At 44.4% G+C, this 16,252-nt stretch carries 14 protein-coding genes; 10 read left to right on the top strand and 4 right to left on the bottom strand.

Annotation, left to right across the window (positions count from 1 at the left end):
- Nucleotides 1-12: 12 nt before the first annotated feature.
- The 3 genes from B4H10_RS10175 (at nucleotide 13) to B4H10_RS10165 (ending at nucleotide 3,219) form a co-directional block, all read left to right on the top strand.
- A complete protein-coding gene (locus B4H10_RS10175) occupies nucleotides 13-705 on the top strand; it encodes an iron-sulfur cluster assembly scaffold protein (protein ID WP_292018779.1) in 693 nt (230 codons plus the stop codon).
- Between the two features lie 13 nt (nucleotides 706-718).
- Entirely contained in the window at nucleotides 719-1,729 is a 1,011-nt protein-coding gene (locus tag B4H10_RS10170; protein WP_059077102.1) for a GGGtGRT protein, read from the top strand.
- 260 nt (nucleotides 1,730-1,989) lie between these two features.
- Complete coding sequence (locus tag B4H10_RS10165) at nucleotides 1,990-3,219, top strand: peptidoglycan-binding protein (RefSeq protein WP_292018778.1); 1,230 nt, start codon at nucleotides 1,990-1,992, stop codon at nucleotides 3,217-3,219.
- A 156-nt stretch (nucleotides 3,220-3,375) separates the two neighbouring features.
- On the opposite strand, the gene B4H10_RS10160 is transcribed toward B4H10_RS10165, so the two are convergent.
- Together B4H10_RS10160 and B4H10_RS10155 are read right to left on the bottom strand one after the other, a co-directional pair.
- On the bottom strand, nucleotides 3,376-4,161 hold the full coding sequence (locus B4H10_RS10160) for a hypothetical protein (RefSeq protein WP_292018777.1): 786 nt from the start codon (nucleotides 4,159-4,161) through the stop codon (nucleotides 3,376-3,378).
- Between the two features lie 39 nt (nucleotides 4,162-4,200).
- On the bottom strand, nucleotides 4,201-5,124 hold the full coding sequence (locus tag B4H10_RS10155) for a LysR family transcriptional regulator (RefSeq protein ID WP_292018776.1): 924 nt from the start codon (nucleotides 5,122-5,124) through the stop codon (nucleotides 4,201-4,203).
- A 276-nt stretch (nucleotides 5,125-5,400) separates the two neighbouring features.
- On the opposite strand from B4H10_RS10155, the gene B4H10_RS10150 reads away from it, so the two are divergent.
- Both B4H10_RS10150 and B4H10_RS10145 read left to right on the top strand, forming a co-directional pair.
- On the top strand, nucleotides 5,401-6,747 hold the full coding sequence (locus B4H10_RS10150) for a branched-chain amino acid transport system II carrier protein (protein ID WP_075581818.1): 1,347 nt from the start codon (nucleotides 5,401-5,403) through the stop codon (nucleotides 6,745-6,747).
- 22 nt (nucleotides 6,748-6,769) lie between these two features.
- Nucleotides 6,770-7,621, top strand: a complete 852-nt coding sequence (locus B4H10_RS10145) for an alpha/beta hydrolase (RefSeq protein ID WP_292018775.1) — start codon at nucleotides 6,770-6,772, stop codon at nucleotides 7,619-7,621.
- 480 nt (nucleotides 7,622-8,101) lie between these two features.
- On the opposite strand, the gene B4H10_RS10140 is transcribed toward B4H10_RS10145, so the two are convergent.
- Complete coding sequence (locus B4H10_RS10140) at nucleotides 8,102-9,037, bottom strand: sugar-binding transcriptional regulator (RefSeq protein WP_292018774.1); 936 nt, start codon at nucleotides 9,035-9,037, stop codon at nucleotides 8,102-8,104.
- A 323-nt stretch (nucleotides 9,038-9,360) separates the two neighbouring features.
- Between B4H10_RS10140 and B4H10_RS10135 the strand changes: the two genes are divergently transcribed.
- The 5 genes from B4H10_RS10135 (at nucleotide 9,361) to B4H10_RS10115 (ending at nucleotide 14,872) form a co-directional block, all read left to right on the top strand.
- On the top strand, nucleotides 9,361-10,233 hold the full coding sequence (locus tag B4H10_RS10135; protein ID WP_075581821.1) for a metallophosphoesterase: 873 nt from the start codon (nucleotides 9,361-9,363) through the stop codon (nucleotides 10,231-10,233).
- 13 nt (nucleotides 10,234-10,246) lie between these two features.
- Nucleotides 10,247-11,569, top strand: coding sequence for an MFS transporter (locus B4H10_RS10130; protein ID WP_075581822.1), 1,323 nt, complete (start codon nucleotides 10,247-10,249; stop codon nucleotides 11,567-11,569).
- 198 nt (nucleotides 11,570-11,767) lie between these two features.
- Nucleotides 11,768-13,234, top strand: a complete 1,467-nt coding sequence (locus B4H10_RS10125; RefSeq protein ID WP_170087017.1) for an NAD(P)/FAD-dependent oxidoreductase — start codon at nucleotides 11,768-11,770, stop codon at nucleotides 13,232-13,234.
- A complete protein-coding gene (locus tag B4H10_RS10120; RefSeq protein WP_170087016.1) occupies nucleotides 13,227-14,495 on the top strand; it encodes an NAD(P)/FAD-dependent oxidoreductase in 1,269 nt (422 codons plus the stop codon). Before B4H10_RS10125 ends, B4H10_RS10120 begins: the two co-directional genes overlap by 8 nt.
- A complete protein-coding gene (locus B4H10_RS10115) occupies nucleotides 14,492-14,872 on the top strand; it encodes a DUF1667 domain-containing protein (RefSeq protein WP_240937068.1) in 381 nt (126 codons plus the stop codon). The genes B4H10_RS10120 and B4H10_RS10115 overlap by 4 nt, the downstream gene beginning before the upstream one ends.
- 501 nt (nucleotides 14,873-15,373) lie before the next feature.
- On the opposite strand, the gene B4H10_RS10110 is transcribed toward B4H10_RS10115, so the two are convergent.
- A complete protein-coding gene (locus B4H10_RS10110; RefSeq protein WP_292018773.1) occupies nucleotides 15,374-16,252 on the bottom strand; it encodes an MBL fold metallo-hydrolase in 879 nt (292 codons plus the stop codon).

Raw genomic sequence — 16,252 nt, 5'->3', positions numbered from 1 at the left:
AGGATGAATAACATGATATATTCAACAGAAGTCAAGAATATGTGCCCCGTTACTAAAGGTGCATATCATGGACCGGCCCCGATTCCCGAAGAAGGCGAATGGGTACAGGTCAAAGAAATTAAGGATATCAGCGGTCTTACTCATGGTGTAGGCTGGTGCGCTCCCCAACAGGGAGCCTGCAAGCTGACCCTCAATGTCAAAGACGGTATCATTGAAGAAGCTCTCGTAGAAACGATTGGCTGTTCCGGCATGACCCATTCTGCCGCCATGGCATCGGAAATACTGCCGGGAAAGACTCTTTTGGAAGCGCTCAATACGGATCTGGTCTGCGATGCTATCAACGTTGCCATGCGCCAGTTGTTCCTCCAGATCGTGTATGGCCGCAGCCAGACGGCTTTTTCTGAAGGCGGATTGCCTATCGGCGCCAGCCTGGATGATCTGGGAAAAGGTATGCGCAGCCAGACCGGGACTATGTTTGGCACAAAAGCAAAAGGGGCACGTTATCTGGAAATGACCGAAGGATATGTCACCCGTATGGCCCTGGATGAAGAAAATCAGGTTATCGGATACGAATTTATCCACCTTGGCAAAATGATGGACGCCATTAAAAAGGGCGTAGAACCAGCTAAAGCCATGGAAGATGCAAAAGGTCATTATGGCCGTTTTGAAGAAGCCGCTTCGTATATTGATCCGAGACAGCAATAGGAGGAACCCACAGATGGAATTATTCGAAAGTTATGACAGAAGAATAGATAAAATCCTCGGCGTGCTGAAAGAATACGGCATTAAAAGCGTAGAAGAATGCCGTGATATCTGCCAGAATGCCGGCATTGATCCGTATCAGACCGTCAAGGAAATCCAGCCCATCGCCTTTGAAAATGCCGGCTGGGCATATACCGTAGGGGCGGCCATTGCCATCAGGAAGAATTGCCGTACGGCTGTTGATGCGGCTAAAGCCATCGGCATCGGCCTGCAGGCTTTCTGCATTCCCGGATCCGTCGCCGAAGACCGCAAAGTAGGGCGGGGCCATGGTAATCTGGCATCTATGCTGCTTCAGGACAGCACACAGTGCTTCTGCTTCCTGGCCGGCCATGAATCTTTTGCCGCCGCTGAAGGAGCTATCGGTATTGTCCGCAATGCCAATAAAGCGCGCAAAGTGCCACTTCGCGTTATCCTGAACGGCCTGGGTAAAGACGCGGCCCAGATTATTTCCCGTATCAACGGATTTACTTATGTACAGACCCAGTTTGACTATAAAACGGGAGAACTGCACATTGTCCGGGAAATTTCCTATTCCAAAGGCGAACGTTCTGCTGTCCGCTGCTTCGGTGCCGATGACGTACGTGAAGGCGTGGCTATCATGCATCATGAAGGCGTTGATGTTTCTATCACGGGGAACTCGACAAACCCGACCCGCTTCCAGCATCCCGTTGCAGGTACGTATAAGAAAGAATGCATCGAAATGGGCAAGAAATACTTCTCCGTTGCATCTGGCGGTGGCACAGGCCGTACACTCCATCCGGATAACATGGCTGCCGGCCCAGCTTCTTACGGCATGACCGATACGATGGGCCGTATGCACAGCGATGCCCAGTTCGCTGGCTCTTCGTCCGTACCGGCTCACGTAGAAATGATGGGCTTCCTCGGCATGGGCAACAACCCCATGGTTGGCGCATCCGTAGCCGTAGCTGTCGCCGTAGAAGGTGCTGCCAAAGCAGGAAAATTCTGATTTATCGTAAATGATGACGCAAATGAACAGGACTACCGACGAAGTCAGGTACACTTCGTTAGTAGTCCTGTTTTTGACACATAGTCTCATATTATGCTATAATATATAGCGGATTTATAATCAATGCACAAATTCAAGCTATCCAACGAGCAGGCCTTGGCGGATAGCTTGTTTCATACGCCATAAAGATTAGCAGTACGTCTTAAGAGCTGGAAATACGAGCTGCAGATGATTGGCAGAAATACCAGAAAGGGGATACAATGGCAGACATAAAAAAAATTGCAGGTCTTGCCTGCTGCATGATTTTCGTTTCTACATCTTTTGCCGGAGCCACGTTCCATCCTGGCGACAGGGGCAGCCAGGTTCTGGCAGTACAACAGCAACTGGCCGCTGACGGCTATTCACTGACCGTTGATGGGGACTACGGGACTGGAACGACGGAGGCAATCCGGGAGTTTCAACGGGATCATGGCCTGACGGCTGATGGCATTCTCGGCGCAGCGACCTATGCAGCCCTGATGGGATCGGCTATGCCGGATAATATGAGCAGTCATTTTGTGCAGAAAGACGCACCGGACCCAGAAGCAGCACCGGTGCAGCCTTCCCAGCTGCAGGATATCCAGCAGGCGCTGGCTGATCGGGGCTACAGTGTTGATGTGGATGGCGTATTCGGCAAAGGAACCGATGCGGCTGTCCGGTCTTTTCAAAGCAGTAATGGTCTGAATGCCGACGGTGTCATTGGCCCGGCTACTTACGAAGCACTGATGGGCCAGCCTATGCCTGCCGGACAGACAACCTTTTCCATGGCAGACCGGTTCCGGACTGATACGGCTCCAGCAGCACCGGCAGATAATAAGCCTGCTGCCTCTTTAGAACCGGCAACGGCGTCCAACGCTATTGTGTTACTGCAGCAGGCGCTGGCCAATAATGGATATGATGTCGATGTAGACGGCGTGTTTGGCGTCGGAACGGAAAATGCCGTCCGCAATTTCCAGGCCAGTCATGGATTGGAAGTAGATGGCGTAGCCGGCCAGGCTACGTTTTATGAACTGACTGGGAAATTCCTTCCTTCCGGTCCGCTGCGCCGCTTTGGTAACGGGGGATATGGCGGATCTACTATGGTGGCAGATAGGGCTCAGCGCCTTATGGGCATTGCCAACCAGTATATTGGCGTACCCTATGTGTTTGGCGGAAATGATCCGTCCGGATTTGACTGCTCCGGTTTTACCCGGTATGTCTATTCGGCCGTAGGAATCGATCTGCCCCGCATGGCTGACGAACAATACAACGTTGGGTACGATGTATCCCGTTCGTATTTGCAGCCGGGGGACCTCGTATTTTTCACGACTTATCTGCCCGGTGTTTCCCATGTAGGGATTTATATCGGAAATAACCAGTTTATCAACGCCTCCAATTCCGGGGTCAGTATTGACAGCCTGGACAGCCGCTATTGGTCCAGCCGCTATGTAGGGGCAAAACGGGTTATGTAAAAATAAGGTTTGCAGGAAATATCACCATGGGGCGAGTTGCCAATTAAACAGAGGCTGCACTAAAATGTCTTTAGCAATCATTTTAGTGCAGCCTCTGTTTGTTTATCGTGGGAAAAACCACTTCTTTAACGAAAGCATACTACAATCCTATTTTCTTTATATATTGCAGTAGACCTGTTCCAGTTCATGCAGTATAGCATCGGTTATTTCAGGATTATCACCACTGTCATAGGATTTTTCAATGGCTGTTTCATCGACAATCCAGTGATTCCGCCGCAGATTCTGGCGGTGTTCATACAGCCATTGGGCACAGCATCGGGCCATGCGGCTTTCCGACAGGCTGCGCTTCAGGTAACGGAACCGTGTCCGGGGAATGGCCTGATGCGGTTCTTTCATAATATCTTCGATTTCCAGTGTGAAGTCGCATTCATGATATCCGTTCGATACGGCTTCCCTGCCGACGAAACGGGTGTTTTCCAGCCCCATGTCATACAGCAGATACTCATGGAATAATTGTTTTTCCAGTTCATCGGCCATGATATCCCTTGTGGGCAGGCACTGACAGATATCGTTATGACACAGGCGCAGCAGGTCCATCAACATGACGTGACGATGGTGCATGAACGTGCAGTCTGCAGCATCGAGCCAGATGGCGCGGAGACGGATATACGCTTTCATTTCTTCTTTATATCCGGCATCGTAAATGTTCAGCGGCGTGTTCTGGCAGGTGTACCGGTACAGACGGGGTTCCAGCGTGAGCCAGTCATGAGCGGCCTTCTGCCGGCATGGCTGGTCCAGCTGGCTATCGGCGAAGGTACGCTTCAATGCCTGCAGATAGTTCAGGCCGCTGCAGGAAACGGCAAGTACACGGAAGGTTCCAGAAACTGGCTGCTGGAAAAAAATCTGCTTGAAATCATTTTCTGTCAAATCGGATGTATCCATTTCTATCGGTCCTTTGTGGTGATGTATCTGCCCGGAACGTTACAGGGCAGATGTATTTTTTTCTGCTGTTTTGTGGGAATCGCTGTAAAAATTTTTGAATGATTGTACCCATGTACGGGCCGGATGAGGCAGGAATCCCTTGCTTTTCCATACCATGGCCAGTGTCCAGGGAATCTGTGGCTCTACAAGGGGAATGTGAACGAGTTTTTCGTCATCCAGACGCTGACAGATCGTGTGAGGCAGGAGTGCAATGCCCAGCTGGGTGCGTACGATTTCGGCCTGGAAATCCCAGTTGCTGCTCTGGCAGACAATCCGGGGATGGGCCATGATTTTCTGATAAAATGTCTTGATGAACGGATTGAGAGAGAAGGATTTGGGATAATATACCAGCGGTTCGTCTTTTATCTCTTCCAGGGTAATGACTTTATTTTTGGCAAGGGGATGTTCCGGCCAGAGGACAACTTCCAGGTGCTCTTCGTTGAAGATAAAGAAATCGTAGGTCATTTCCGTTGCCACGGGTAGCGCAACAAACCCGACCTGGATAAGTCCTTCGTCAATCGATGAAATAATGTCATTGGAGCCGACTTCCAGCAGTTCTAATTCAATTTGGGGATAATCGGAGATGAAATGCCGGATAAATGACGTGATGAAAGACGAGCCAATCATGGGGGGGATCCCGACCGTCAGCTGTCCGGAATTGAGGAGCTGGGGCGATTCCATCTGTTCATTCAATTGGGAAAAGTCTTTTATGAGCGACTCAATACGCGGTAACAGCCAGGCGCCCGTTTCCGTCAGTTCGACGCGTTTGCCGTTCCGGTTAAATAACTTGACATTCCAATGGTCTTCCAGTGCCTTGATGCCTTTACTGATGGAAGGCTGGCTGATATGCAGTGATTTTGAAGCTTTGGTAAAACTTTTTTTCTGGGCTACTTCGACAAAGTAGGTTAATTGAAATAGATCCATAGCCTTACGTCACCTCTCTTATGACACTATATTACCATATTTCTTAGCATAATAGAACCATGCACAAATGGAATGTTACTGATATGTCAAGTTTATTTATTTTTCATCATGTGTGTAAGGCAGAGGGGACTTTTTATCTATAAGCTGAAATTTTAATAATATTTTAATCTATAAGACATGGAAGTGGTGTATTGTCAGATGTCTCATAACGAGATATAATGAAAGACAAATGTATATTGTGAATATACATTCACCTATTTTAAGGAGATGTTACCTATGTCAAAAAATGCAAACGCAAATGCCCTGATTATTGGCTTTGCCATGTTTGCCGTATTCTTCGGTGCGGGCAATCTGGTATTTCCGCCTCTTATCGGGCTCATGTCAGGGAGTTCCTGGGAAATCGCTATTATCGGCCTTGCTATTTCAGCTATTTTATTTCCTATTGCTACGATTATTGCTGTCGATAATATGGGCGGTAACGTCCAGGCTATTTGTGCACCTGTAGCCAAATGGTTTACGAAAAGCTACATGGTCATGTGGATTATCTTTATCCTCACCTGTGGCGTGCCCCGGCAGGCAGGCGTTGGCATTGAAAGCGGCCTGCTCAGCGTATTGCCGGGACTGCAGGGAAATGACGCCGTCCGTATTGCTCTTCTGGCAGGATATTTTGTCATCGTCCTGGCGCTTACCTTCCGTCCATCCAAAATCGTCGATATCGTCGGAAAATATCTGACACCGTTCCTGCTCATCTGCCTGGTCGTCATGATCGCCCTGGCTGTTTTCGAACCGCTGGGAACACCGATTGCGCCGCAGGTAGATAACGTATTCTCCTATTCTTTCCTGCAGGGCTATCAGACTGGTGACGTTGCCGTCGGCATTGCCATTGCCGGCATGTTCGTCGCTTCCATCAAAGCCAAAGGATATACCGACCCGTCAGCACGGCATAAAATGACACTGAAAGCTGCCGTTGTCGCCTTCCTGGGACTTCTCATCGTTTATGGCGGCCTGTTGTACCTCGGTGCTACCGGATCCAGTATGTTTGATGGCAAAATGGATCAGACAGCTCTTCTCAATGGCCTCGTCCATGCGCTGACCGGTGCTACCGGTAATGTTGTGCTCGGCATTGGTATTTTCCTGGCCTGCCTGACGACGACCATTGGCGTCGGTTCGACTATTGCCAATCTGACCGTTGACTTATCAGATGGTAAGATTCCTTTCAAATACATGATGGTATTTGTGTGCCTCTTCGGCCTTGCTGAAGCCTGCATTGGCGTACAGGGGATCATCCGTTATACATTCTGGATTTTTATTGCTATTTATCCCGTTTCTATCGCCCTTATGCTTCTTGGCGTATTCTGCAAATACGTTCCTAATCATGGTGCCTGGAAAGGGACCATCGCCATGGCAACCATTATCGGTTTGTTTGAAGGGCTGATGCAGCTCAATAAGAGTGGTATTACCAATCTTCCCCTCGACTCACTCATCCAGCTGTATAATCACATTCCCTTTGCAGCGGAAGGCTTTGCCTGGGTTCTGCCGGCTGTTATTGGTTTCATCGTTGGCACCGTCATTGTAAAATCCAAAGGCGGCGATCCCTATCCTATGATTTCGAAAAATCAGTAAAACGGACGAAGGAGAGATTGATATGGCGTTACAGATTGAAAATATAGAAAAAGACCCTCTTTGTTGTCCTCAGGAACGGCCGGCATCACTGGAATCGCTGACTTTTTCCAGTCATGGCTGCCAGGTATATGGCACGGCTCTGATTCCCGGTGGAGCCAGGGACCAGACTTATCCCTGTGTCATTATCTGCCATGGCTTTCCCGGTTTTGCTTCAACTTTTGACATTGCCCAGAACCTGCGTCGTACCGGTCTGGTAGTCATCAGTTTTTCTTACCGTGGCAACTGGGGGAGTCAGGGGAATTATACCTTTTCTGGTGCTATCGACGATGCCGTTTGCGTGGCCGAATGGGCTCATGACAAAAAAAACGCAGCCCAATACCACATCGATAAAGACAACATCTTCTTCATCGGTCACAGCATGGGCGGTTTCGTTTCCATCAATGTCACACGGCGCCTTCCCTGGCTGAAAGGGACGGCCGTCATGTCACCGTATGACCTGCCGTACTGGCCTGCTCATGGTCTGGACGCGGCTATGCACGAACTCATCGACTCCAGCCTTTACGTTCTTCATATTGAATCACCGGAAGCCTTGTACCGGAACGTCGTATACTGCTGCCAGCAGGGATACGGCATCTCCCAGGCTTTTGAAGATATCAAAGACCGGAACCTCTATTTTATCGGAGCCAGTCAGGATGATGTAGCACCGGCCAAAACGATGATTGAACCTCTTTGGAATCAGCTCAGCCAGCATCAGACAACGGCTATCCAGGATTATGATACACTGCCGACAGAACATGCCTATGATAATGTACGCCTTACCGTAAGCCGCATGTTTGCCCAATGGATTGACAAAGTCCTGGAAGCAGAAACGTAAATAAAAGATAGCCTATTGATTACATTGGACCTCCTGATATGGATAAAAACTCGTCAGGAGGTCTGTTTTTATAAATTACGAAGAATGATTTATAAAAACGATGGTTATTTTATAAAAAATAAGTGAAATGTTGATTGAAATTTCATTTAAATCAGTAAATAAATGAAATAAAATGGAAATTAAGTGAAATTTATCGAGAATTTTATAAAAGATTTGATAAAACTCACCTGGATTTATCAAATGATTTGAAAAAACTGATGGGATTTAGCATATACCTACAGGGCTATTTTCCGATATCTTCTATGCCTTTTGATGACGAGATACATAGGGATGAAGATGGTATATTAATGTTTTGCAAGATTCTTCGAATGAATCCGGATGCGTATAGGTAAAAAGACAGTGGAATGAGAGGCATACTCTCTTTTCACTGTCTTTTTGTTCGGACGATATGGAACATTATCCATGAGATTTGTAAAAGAGTCAAGTATTTTCTAAGAGACGTTTTGCAGTAAATTGATCGGTAATTAACACATTGGTGTACCCACCCTTTATAGCTGCCAGAATGGAACGAACTTTGGCAGCACCACCGGCAATCAGAATGCTGTATTCTTTATTGTGGAGATACTCTAAATCAATGCCGACTGTCCGGTCATTAAATTCAGGACAAGCGATGTTTCCATTTTCATCAATAAAACGGGAACAAATATCGCCGACAGAGTGCTTCTTTAGAAAAGCCTGTTCGTCTGTATTAGCATATCCTAAACGGAAAAAGAGTGCTTTATCACGAGTGGTGCCAACACTGAAAAGGGCAATGTTAGCATGATTTCCTAAATTTAAGACCCGGTTGATATGACGATCCTTGTAAACCATCTCTTTTACTTTTTTAGAATCAAAAATAACAGGTAAAGGTAAGTATTGGGCAATTGTTTCATAGTTTTTAGAAAAATTGTTTAAAATTTCATTGGCATATGTTTCACACACTGAAAGTGTAATGGCGCCTTCTAATTGAACTATTTGGGCACCTAATAGTGGTTTAGGTTTCAAATAGTGAGATACGCTGCGCATCGTAGTACCCCAACCGACGCCAATTATGTCACCATCATGAATGATTTTATTTAGATATTCAGCGGCTTCTTTACCAATGTAATTTTTAATTTCTTCTTCATCGTCAATGGGGGAATTGGCAATACATACGTGCTTTAAATTAAATTTTGCTGCTATTTTTTGAGATAGTTCGCCCCTGTCTTCGATGGGGTCGTAGATTTCTATTCGAACAAAACCATGAGTTTTAGCATAATGCAGCAATCGGGATACCGAAGGGCGGGATAAATTTAATTCTTTGGCAATATCAGTTTGACTATAGTCAGATTGATAATATAATTTAGCAGCAGTAATTGCCAAGCGGTCTTTTTTCATTATCATAGCCTTCACCTTATCCTTTTTGATGAAACAATGCAAATTATGCTACTTTATTTTATTATCGCTAATGAAATGATAAAAAGCAAGATAAATTAGAAATTTTGTTCAAAACATGCAAGATAATTAGGAAAATTTTTTCATAAAAATACATAAATGAATGATTAGATAGATTCTTATATCAAAAATGAAAAAAAGTAAATAAAATATTGAAATAAATTTCTAGCGAACTTATAATGAGACTATGAACAGCGTATGAAATACTTTTTTCATTGTATTGCAGTGTAAGATTTGTAAAAAAAACCAAGGAGTGTGACAGTAGTATGAAAATTTTCCAGATATCGGACTTTCATTTACGGGGAGATGGCAAACTTTCCTTTTATAAGGCTGATACCAATAAGGCAATGAAGCAGACGATTGATTATTTTGACAGTCTTAAAGAATACGAACTTCCTGACTTTTTCGTTGCAACGGGAGACTTATCGGAGGGAGGAACTAGAAAAGGATACGAAATAATGAGAGAAGGCCTTAGAAGTCTTCCACGGCCTTGTTATATTGTTCCTGGTAATCATGACAAGCGGGCTTATTATTTAGATATGTTTGATAAAGAAGTACCCGTAAAAGAAGATATCCGTCCATTCATTTGTTATACTATTGATGACAGGCCCATACGTGTCATTGTTATTGATACGACGAAACCCGATTGTCATTCGGGAGGATTAAGTAAAGAAGTTGCAGATTGGCTGGAAAAGAAAATTGTAGAATATCCAGATAAACCTACCTTAGTTTTCACGCATCATGTTCCATTTAAAACAGGACTACCGGCTATGGATGAAGGATTTGAAGGAGCAGACAAACTTTCTGAAATTTTACATCTCCATTCTAATGTCCGTCTTTGTTGTGGCCATATGCATGTAGGTATTGTCACTGTATGGCGTGGTATTACATGTGTTACTTGTCCTTCTATTTCTATGCCAATTGAAGTAGATTTCCGGACGAAATCAGACCCATATGTGACACAACAAGAGAAAGAAAATGATTTCAAAGGTGGAGGAGACCGGTTCTTTCTTGGAAATCCGGGATATTTGATTCATAATCTTCAAGGCAGCCGGATAAATACGTATGTCATGACGATTCCTGCCGGAGCTGATTATTCTGGACCGTATCCGTTCAAATACTATAAGGGAGAAATATAAGGGGAGTGGCGTTATGGGTGAGCAGATCAAGGCACAGAGAAGTTTACGAAAAATTGCTGGCGTTACATTGTATGAAAGTGCTGTACAATGGTATTGTTTCCTTCTTTATGGTACGGCGGCAGGTACGGTATTTAATAAAGTATTCTTTTCCGTTACGGGTGATGAAATTACAGCACTCATTATGTCCTATATGTCATTTGCTATCGGGTACATAGCAGGACCTTTTGGGGCCGTGTTTTTCGGACAAGTCGGTGATAAAAGAGGACGTAAGTTTACCATGTACGTTTCTTTGATGATGATGGGAATTTCAACGTCTATCATAGGCTTTTTACCACCGGCGGCAACGGCTGGTGTTTGGATTGTCATCGTTTTGCAAATCATGCGCCTGGCGCAATGTTTTGGTCGCGGTGGAACCTGGGGTGGTGCGATCCTTTTAGCATATGAAAATGTTCCGGAAAACAGGCGTAATTTTTATGCCTGCATTCCTCAGATAGGACTGCCTATCGGATTAGGACTGTCTTCTATTTTTTTATTAGTGCCGACCTGGTTTTTAGATGAATCAGCCTTTTTCAGTTGGGGTTGGAGAATTTCTTTCCTGGCAGCGATTATCCTTACTATTATTGCCGTTTTGTTAAAAGGGCATATGATGGAAACAGAGGATTTTAAAAAGGCTCAGGCTAAATTAGAAGAACAGGAAAGAGAAGGGAAAAAACAAAAAGTGGGATTTATTCCAATGGTTAAAGGATATTGGAAAACCTTATTGCTTGGCTGTGGTACCCGCTGGGTAGATGGAACTTTTTATAATATATTTATTGTCTGGATTTTGTCTTATTGTATTGGCTGGTTGGGTATGCCCTTGTATGAAACGTATTTGATTACTATTATAGCCTGTATTTTTAAAATACCATTTACGCTGTTTGGTGGTTGGTGTGCACAACGGTTTGGTACTACCACTACATTTGTCATTGGTGGACTGGCATCGGCATTTCTCAGTATTCCTACTCTGAAAGTTATTGAATGGAGTCATGGCGATCTCCTCATTACTATGATTGGAATCGTGATTGGCTGGAGTATTGCCTATAATCTTATCTGGGCTGTATTAGGATCGCTTTGGTCCTCCTATTTTGAAACAGAAGTACGGTATTCAGGTATTTCCTTTGTATACCATGTTCCCAGCTTTATCGTTGCGGGTATTGTGCCTGCTGTTTGTACGTATCTCATTAGTTATGGTAATGGTGATACCATTTATGTAGGGATTTATTCTACCGTTGTTGCTCTTATCAGTGTGGCTTGTGCCCTCATCTTAAAACGGCGCTATATGGCTGGAAAACGGTAGAGACAGCGGATAAATTATAGTGCTTCTGGGAAGCCATACGTCGTTTATGGCGTATGGCTTTCTTCATGAATCGTGCGTACCTGATGGGACTTTGTCATAATATAGGGTATCACCGACTCATAATAAGAAATTTTGAAAAAATAATAATGAAATTATTTTCCGAAGATAAGAGCGATTAAAAATAGCGAGGTCATGAGTATGACAAAAAAAGCAGATGTAGTCATTATTGGCGGGGGTATTACTGGTGCGGCAGTATTATATGAGTTAGCAAAGTATAAACTACGTATAATTCTTGTTGAACAGGAACCTGATCTGGCAACTGGCACGACAAAAGCAAATAGTGCGATTTTACATGCTGGATATGATGCGTTGCCAGGTTCCTTAAAAGCACAGATGAATGTAGCTGGTAATGCTTTGTATCATAAACTCAAAGAAGAACTGCATTTGGAAATCAAGTGGACCGGATCATTGGTAGTTGCTACCAATGATGAGCAATTGAAGATTCTTTATGATTTAAAACGGAGAGGGGAGCGTAATGGCGTTCCCAGCTTAGATATTTGGGATGGTAAAGCTGTTCATCAATCACAACCCAATTTAAGCTCTGAGGTACTGGGAGCCCTTTGGGCACCGACGGCAGGTATATGTTGGCCCTTTGATCTCTGTCTTGCTTTCGCAGAAAATGCTGTTTTAAACGGAGCAGAAATTATACGGGAGTGCAGAGTTACAGGTTTTGATGTAGATAGCGGTACGATACGGATGGTACATACTAATAAAGGGAATATTGAAACGGCATGCGTTGTGAATGCAGCTGGTGTTCATGCGGATGATATTAGTTCATTGGCTGGTGACGATACCTTTAGAATTTTTCCACGTAAAGGTGAATATATTTTATTTGATCAAAAGGTGCAAAATGCTCTTGTTTCAATTCCCGTATTCCCTACGCCTGACAAAATGGGAAAAGGCATTATGGTGGCTCCTACTATTCATGGGAACGTATTTATAGGGCCTAATGCACAAAATATGGATGATAAGGATAATACGGCGTTTACCAATGAAGGTATGAATGAAATTATTGAGAAGGCCCAGACTATAGTACCCTGCATTCCTCTTACCCAAGCTATAACGGAGTTTGCTGGTATACGTGCTGTTTCCGATACAAATGATTTTATTTTGGGGCCATCATTGAAAGTTAACGGACTGTTTCATGCAGCGGGAATTCAGTCGCCGGGACTTACAGCAGCACCAGCTATTGCGCAGTTTCTGGTTAAAAAAATTATTGATAAATTAAAGCCAGAATATAATACTACATGGAAAGCTGGAAGACCACGGCATATCTATTTTAAAAATCTGGATTATGATGAGCAACAGAATTTAATTAAAGAAAATCCGTCATTTGGGCGGGTCATATGCCGTTGCGAAACCGTTACGGAAGGTGAAATTATCGATGCTATACATCGACCGGTAGGAGCCCGGACTGTTGATGGCGTAAAACGAAGAACTCGAGCCGGCATGGGCCGGTGTCAGGGAGGTTTTTGTGGTCCCAGGATTATACAAATATTATCCCGTGAGCTGCATATTCCCATTCCGGAAGTTCGTAAAGAAATGTGCCATTCATATATGTACTTTGAAAAGAAAAGTACAAAGAAGGTGATATGTGATGATTAAACAAATATATGATGTTGTCATTATTGGCGGTGGACCGGCAGGATTAACCGCTGCCTATAGTGCCTGGAAAAACGGAGCAAAAGAAATATTAATTCTGGAACGTGATTGGGAAGTTGGTGGAATTTTACAACAATGTATCCATAATGGATTTGGAATCCACCATTTTCATGAAGAACTGACTGGTCCGGGATATGCACAGCGATGTTATGAGCTAATTAAAGAAAAAAAGGAAATAGAGATTTCGTGTGATACGATGGTATTAAAAATTAATGCCGATAAAATTGTGACTGCAGTCAATCCACACAATGGAATATTCCATATGCAAGGAAGGACTATTGTTTTGGCTATGGGATGCCGTGAAAGAACCCGGGGGGCAATCCAGACACCTGGTTATCGACCAGCTGGAATTTATACTGCTGGAGCGGCACAACGTATGGTCAATATGGAGGGATACATACCGGGGAAAAATATAGTTATTCTTGGAAGTGGTGATATTGGACTGATTATGGCACGGCGTATGACTTTGGAAGGCTGTCGTGTTCAGGCAGTAGTGGAGATATGTCCGTATTCTAATGGATTGACTAGAAATATGGTTCAATGCCTATATGATTATAATATCCCGCTATATCTATCCCATACCATCGTTGCGATTCACGGAAAAGACCGTGTTACGGGTATTACGTGTGCAAAAGTAGATGCATATAAGAAACCGATTCCAGGAACAGAATTTGACATAGCATGTGATACGGTGTTGTTATCGGTCGGATTAATCCCTGAAAATGAATTATCGAGTGAGGCCGGGATTACATTAGACCCTATAACACATGGACCTATTGTCAATCAACACCGGGAAACGGATATTCCTGGAATATTTGCGGCGGGCAATGTCGTTCATGTACACGACATGGTAGATTTTGTTTCTGAAGAAGCTGAAATTGCCGGTAAATATGCTGCGCTAAAAGCTCAGGGTAGGGTAACAGGTGGACTGGCTGATTTAAAAATAAGAACAGATAATGACATTGGTACTTGTGTGCCACAGCATATTTGCATACAAAAGAATAATGAAATTATTACATTATTTATACGTGTACGCAGACCGATGAAACATGTACAGATTACCGTGAGAAATTCTGAAGAGGTATTATCAGAAAAACATATGCCTGCAGTCCGGCCAAGTGAGATGATATCTGTCAGTGTCAATTCCGGGAACATGAAGAGTCGTTATGAGGACTGGACTGTTTCCATCAGGGAGGGACTATGATGAGTACAGAGGAAAAATATCTTAATTGCATTAACTGTCCCATGGGGTGCAAAATTCACGTTACATTGAATGCAGATACTATTATAACTATATCAGGAAATACATGCCCCCGTGGAGAAGTATATGCCCGCCAGGAAATCATAAACCCGCAGCGTATGTTAACAACTACGGTTCGGATTCAAGGAGGCATGTTGCCATTGCTTCCCGTTGTATCACAGTCCACTCTTCCTAAAAGGCTGATTTTTGATTGTGTAAAGGTCCTTCAGGGGGTGCAGATTAAAGCCCCAGTGAAAATGGGAGATGTTATTGTTCATAATATTTTAAATTCAGGAGTAGATATTATTGCCAGTCGGGATGTGAAAGAAAAAAGTACCTGATAATTTTTTTGTAGTCATGTATGAACATCCCTAAGGTTTTCATTTCAATTTTTATGTAATATACATATAGGCGCTATCTAAACATGGAAAGTAGCAGAGGGAAAACAGATATGAGAATGATACATTCTGTTACGGCTCCGTATTTAAGCAAGCTTACGAGCCATTTCGGAAAAGCCCCGTATTGTGTGGTGAAATAGGATAGGAAGATGGCCAGAAGGTCCACGAAGCACTGCAAAAGCTATTGCGTACTATATGGCTCTGTTCCCGGGCTGCCTTAGTTATTTATCAGAAAAACGACGGCTTTCTTTGAAGAAGGGCATCCAGAAAGCATGGCAAGGATTGACGAGTACGAGGAAGTAGGATTGTTCTGAGTCGGAATATAGATAATGTATAAATAATGTATAGGTAATGTATAAACAAAAGCCGCAACAAATTGAGCGTTAGAGCTATTTTGCTGCGGCTTCTGTTTTATTTTCCCGATGATTTTTCACGATTCCCTGGTTATACGGCCTGCCAGAGCAGGCGGTTTGCTTTGATGAGAATGGTCACTCTGTCCGTATCGCGGAGCCAGGAAAGAAAGGAATGGATGGTGTTTCCGATGAGGACGTATTGTTCCACTGTGAGTGTGAGATGATAATAGTCAAATACGGACTGCAATATGTCATCCCAGCTCAGGGGGGCCTGGCAGAGTTGGAGAATCAGATCGGCGATTTCCTGCACCTTCTGCCGGTTGTACTGCACGAGCGGGCGGATATTCTGCACGGCTTCAGCATGAGCCGGTACAAACCAGTCTGCTTCCATCGTTTCTACTTTGTCCAGTGTATCGAGATAAGCCTGAACGTCGTAGATATATCCCAGGGCATACTTATCGAGAATCGCCCGGCTGTTCAGGCAGTCTGCGAGAAATATGACATTATCGGGTGTACGGAATCCAACCATATGGAAGAAATGGCCGGGCAGGGGAATGATTTCTATATCCTGGGGAAAGGACGGGTCGGAAAAATCGGTGACATGACTTTCTTTTGCCATGAGAAATTTGTGTCTCAGATCTTTCATGGGATAGCCGCCATATAAAAAGGCTGGTTCCAGAATGGGATACGATGTAAATGCCTTTTCCAGTCCGCCGGCATAGACGCGGCATCCCGTCTGACGCTGCAGATATTGATTGCCTCCGATGTGGTCCGCATTGGAGTGGGTATTGAGGATTCCCTGCAGCTGCCAGCCCTGTTGTTCCAAGATTTGACGCAGTTTTCGCCCCGCATCTTTGTCATTCCCGCTGTCGATAAACCAGGCGTGGACACCGTCGGGGCACCAGACGCCGATTTTAGCGGGGCTTTCGATATAATAGGTTTTGCCGGTAAGGGCCGTAAGTTCAAACAT

This window comes from Megasphaera sp. UBA4382, from assembly GCF_002391155.1.
Taxonomy (GTDB): domain Bacteria; phylum Bacillota; class Negativicutes; order Veillonellales; family Megasphaeraceae; genus Megasphaera; species Megasphaera hexanoica.
This window is presented reverse-complemented; position numbering and strand designations above follow the sequence as displayed.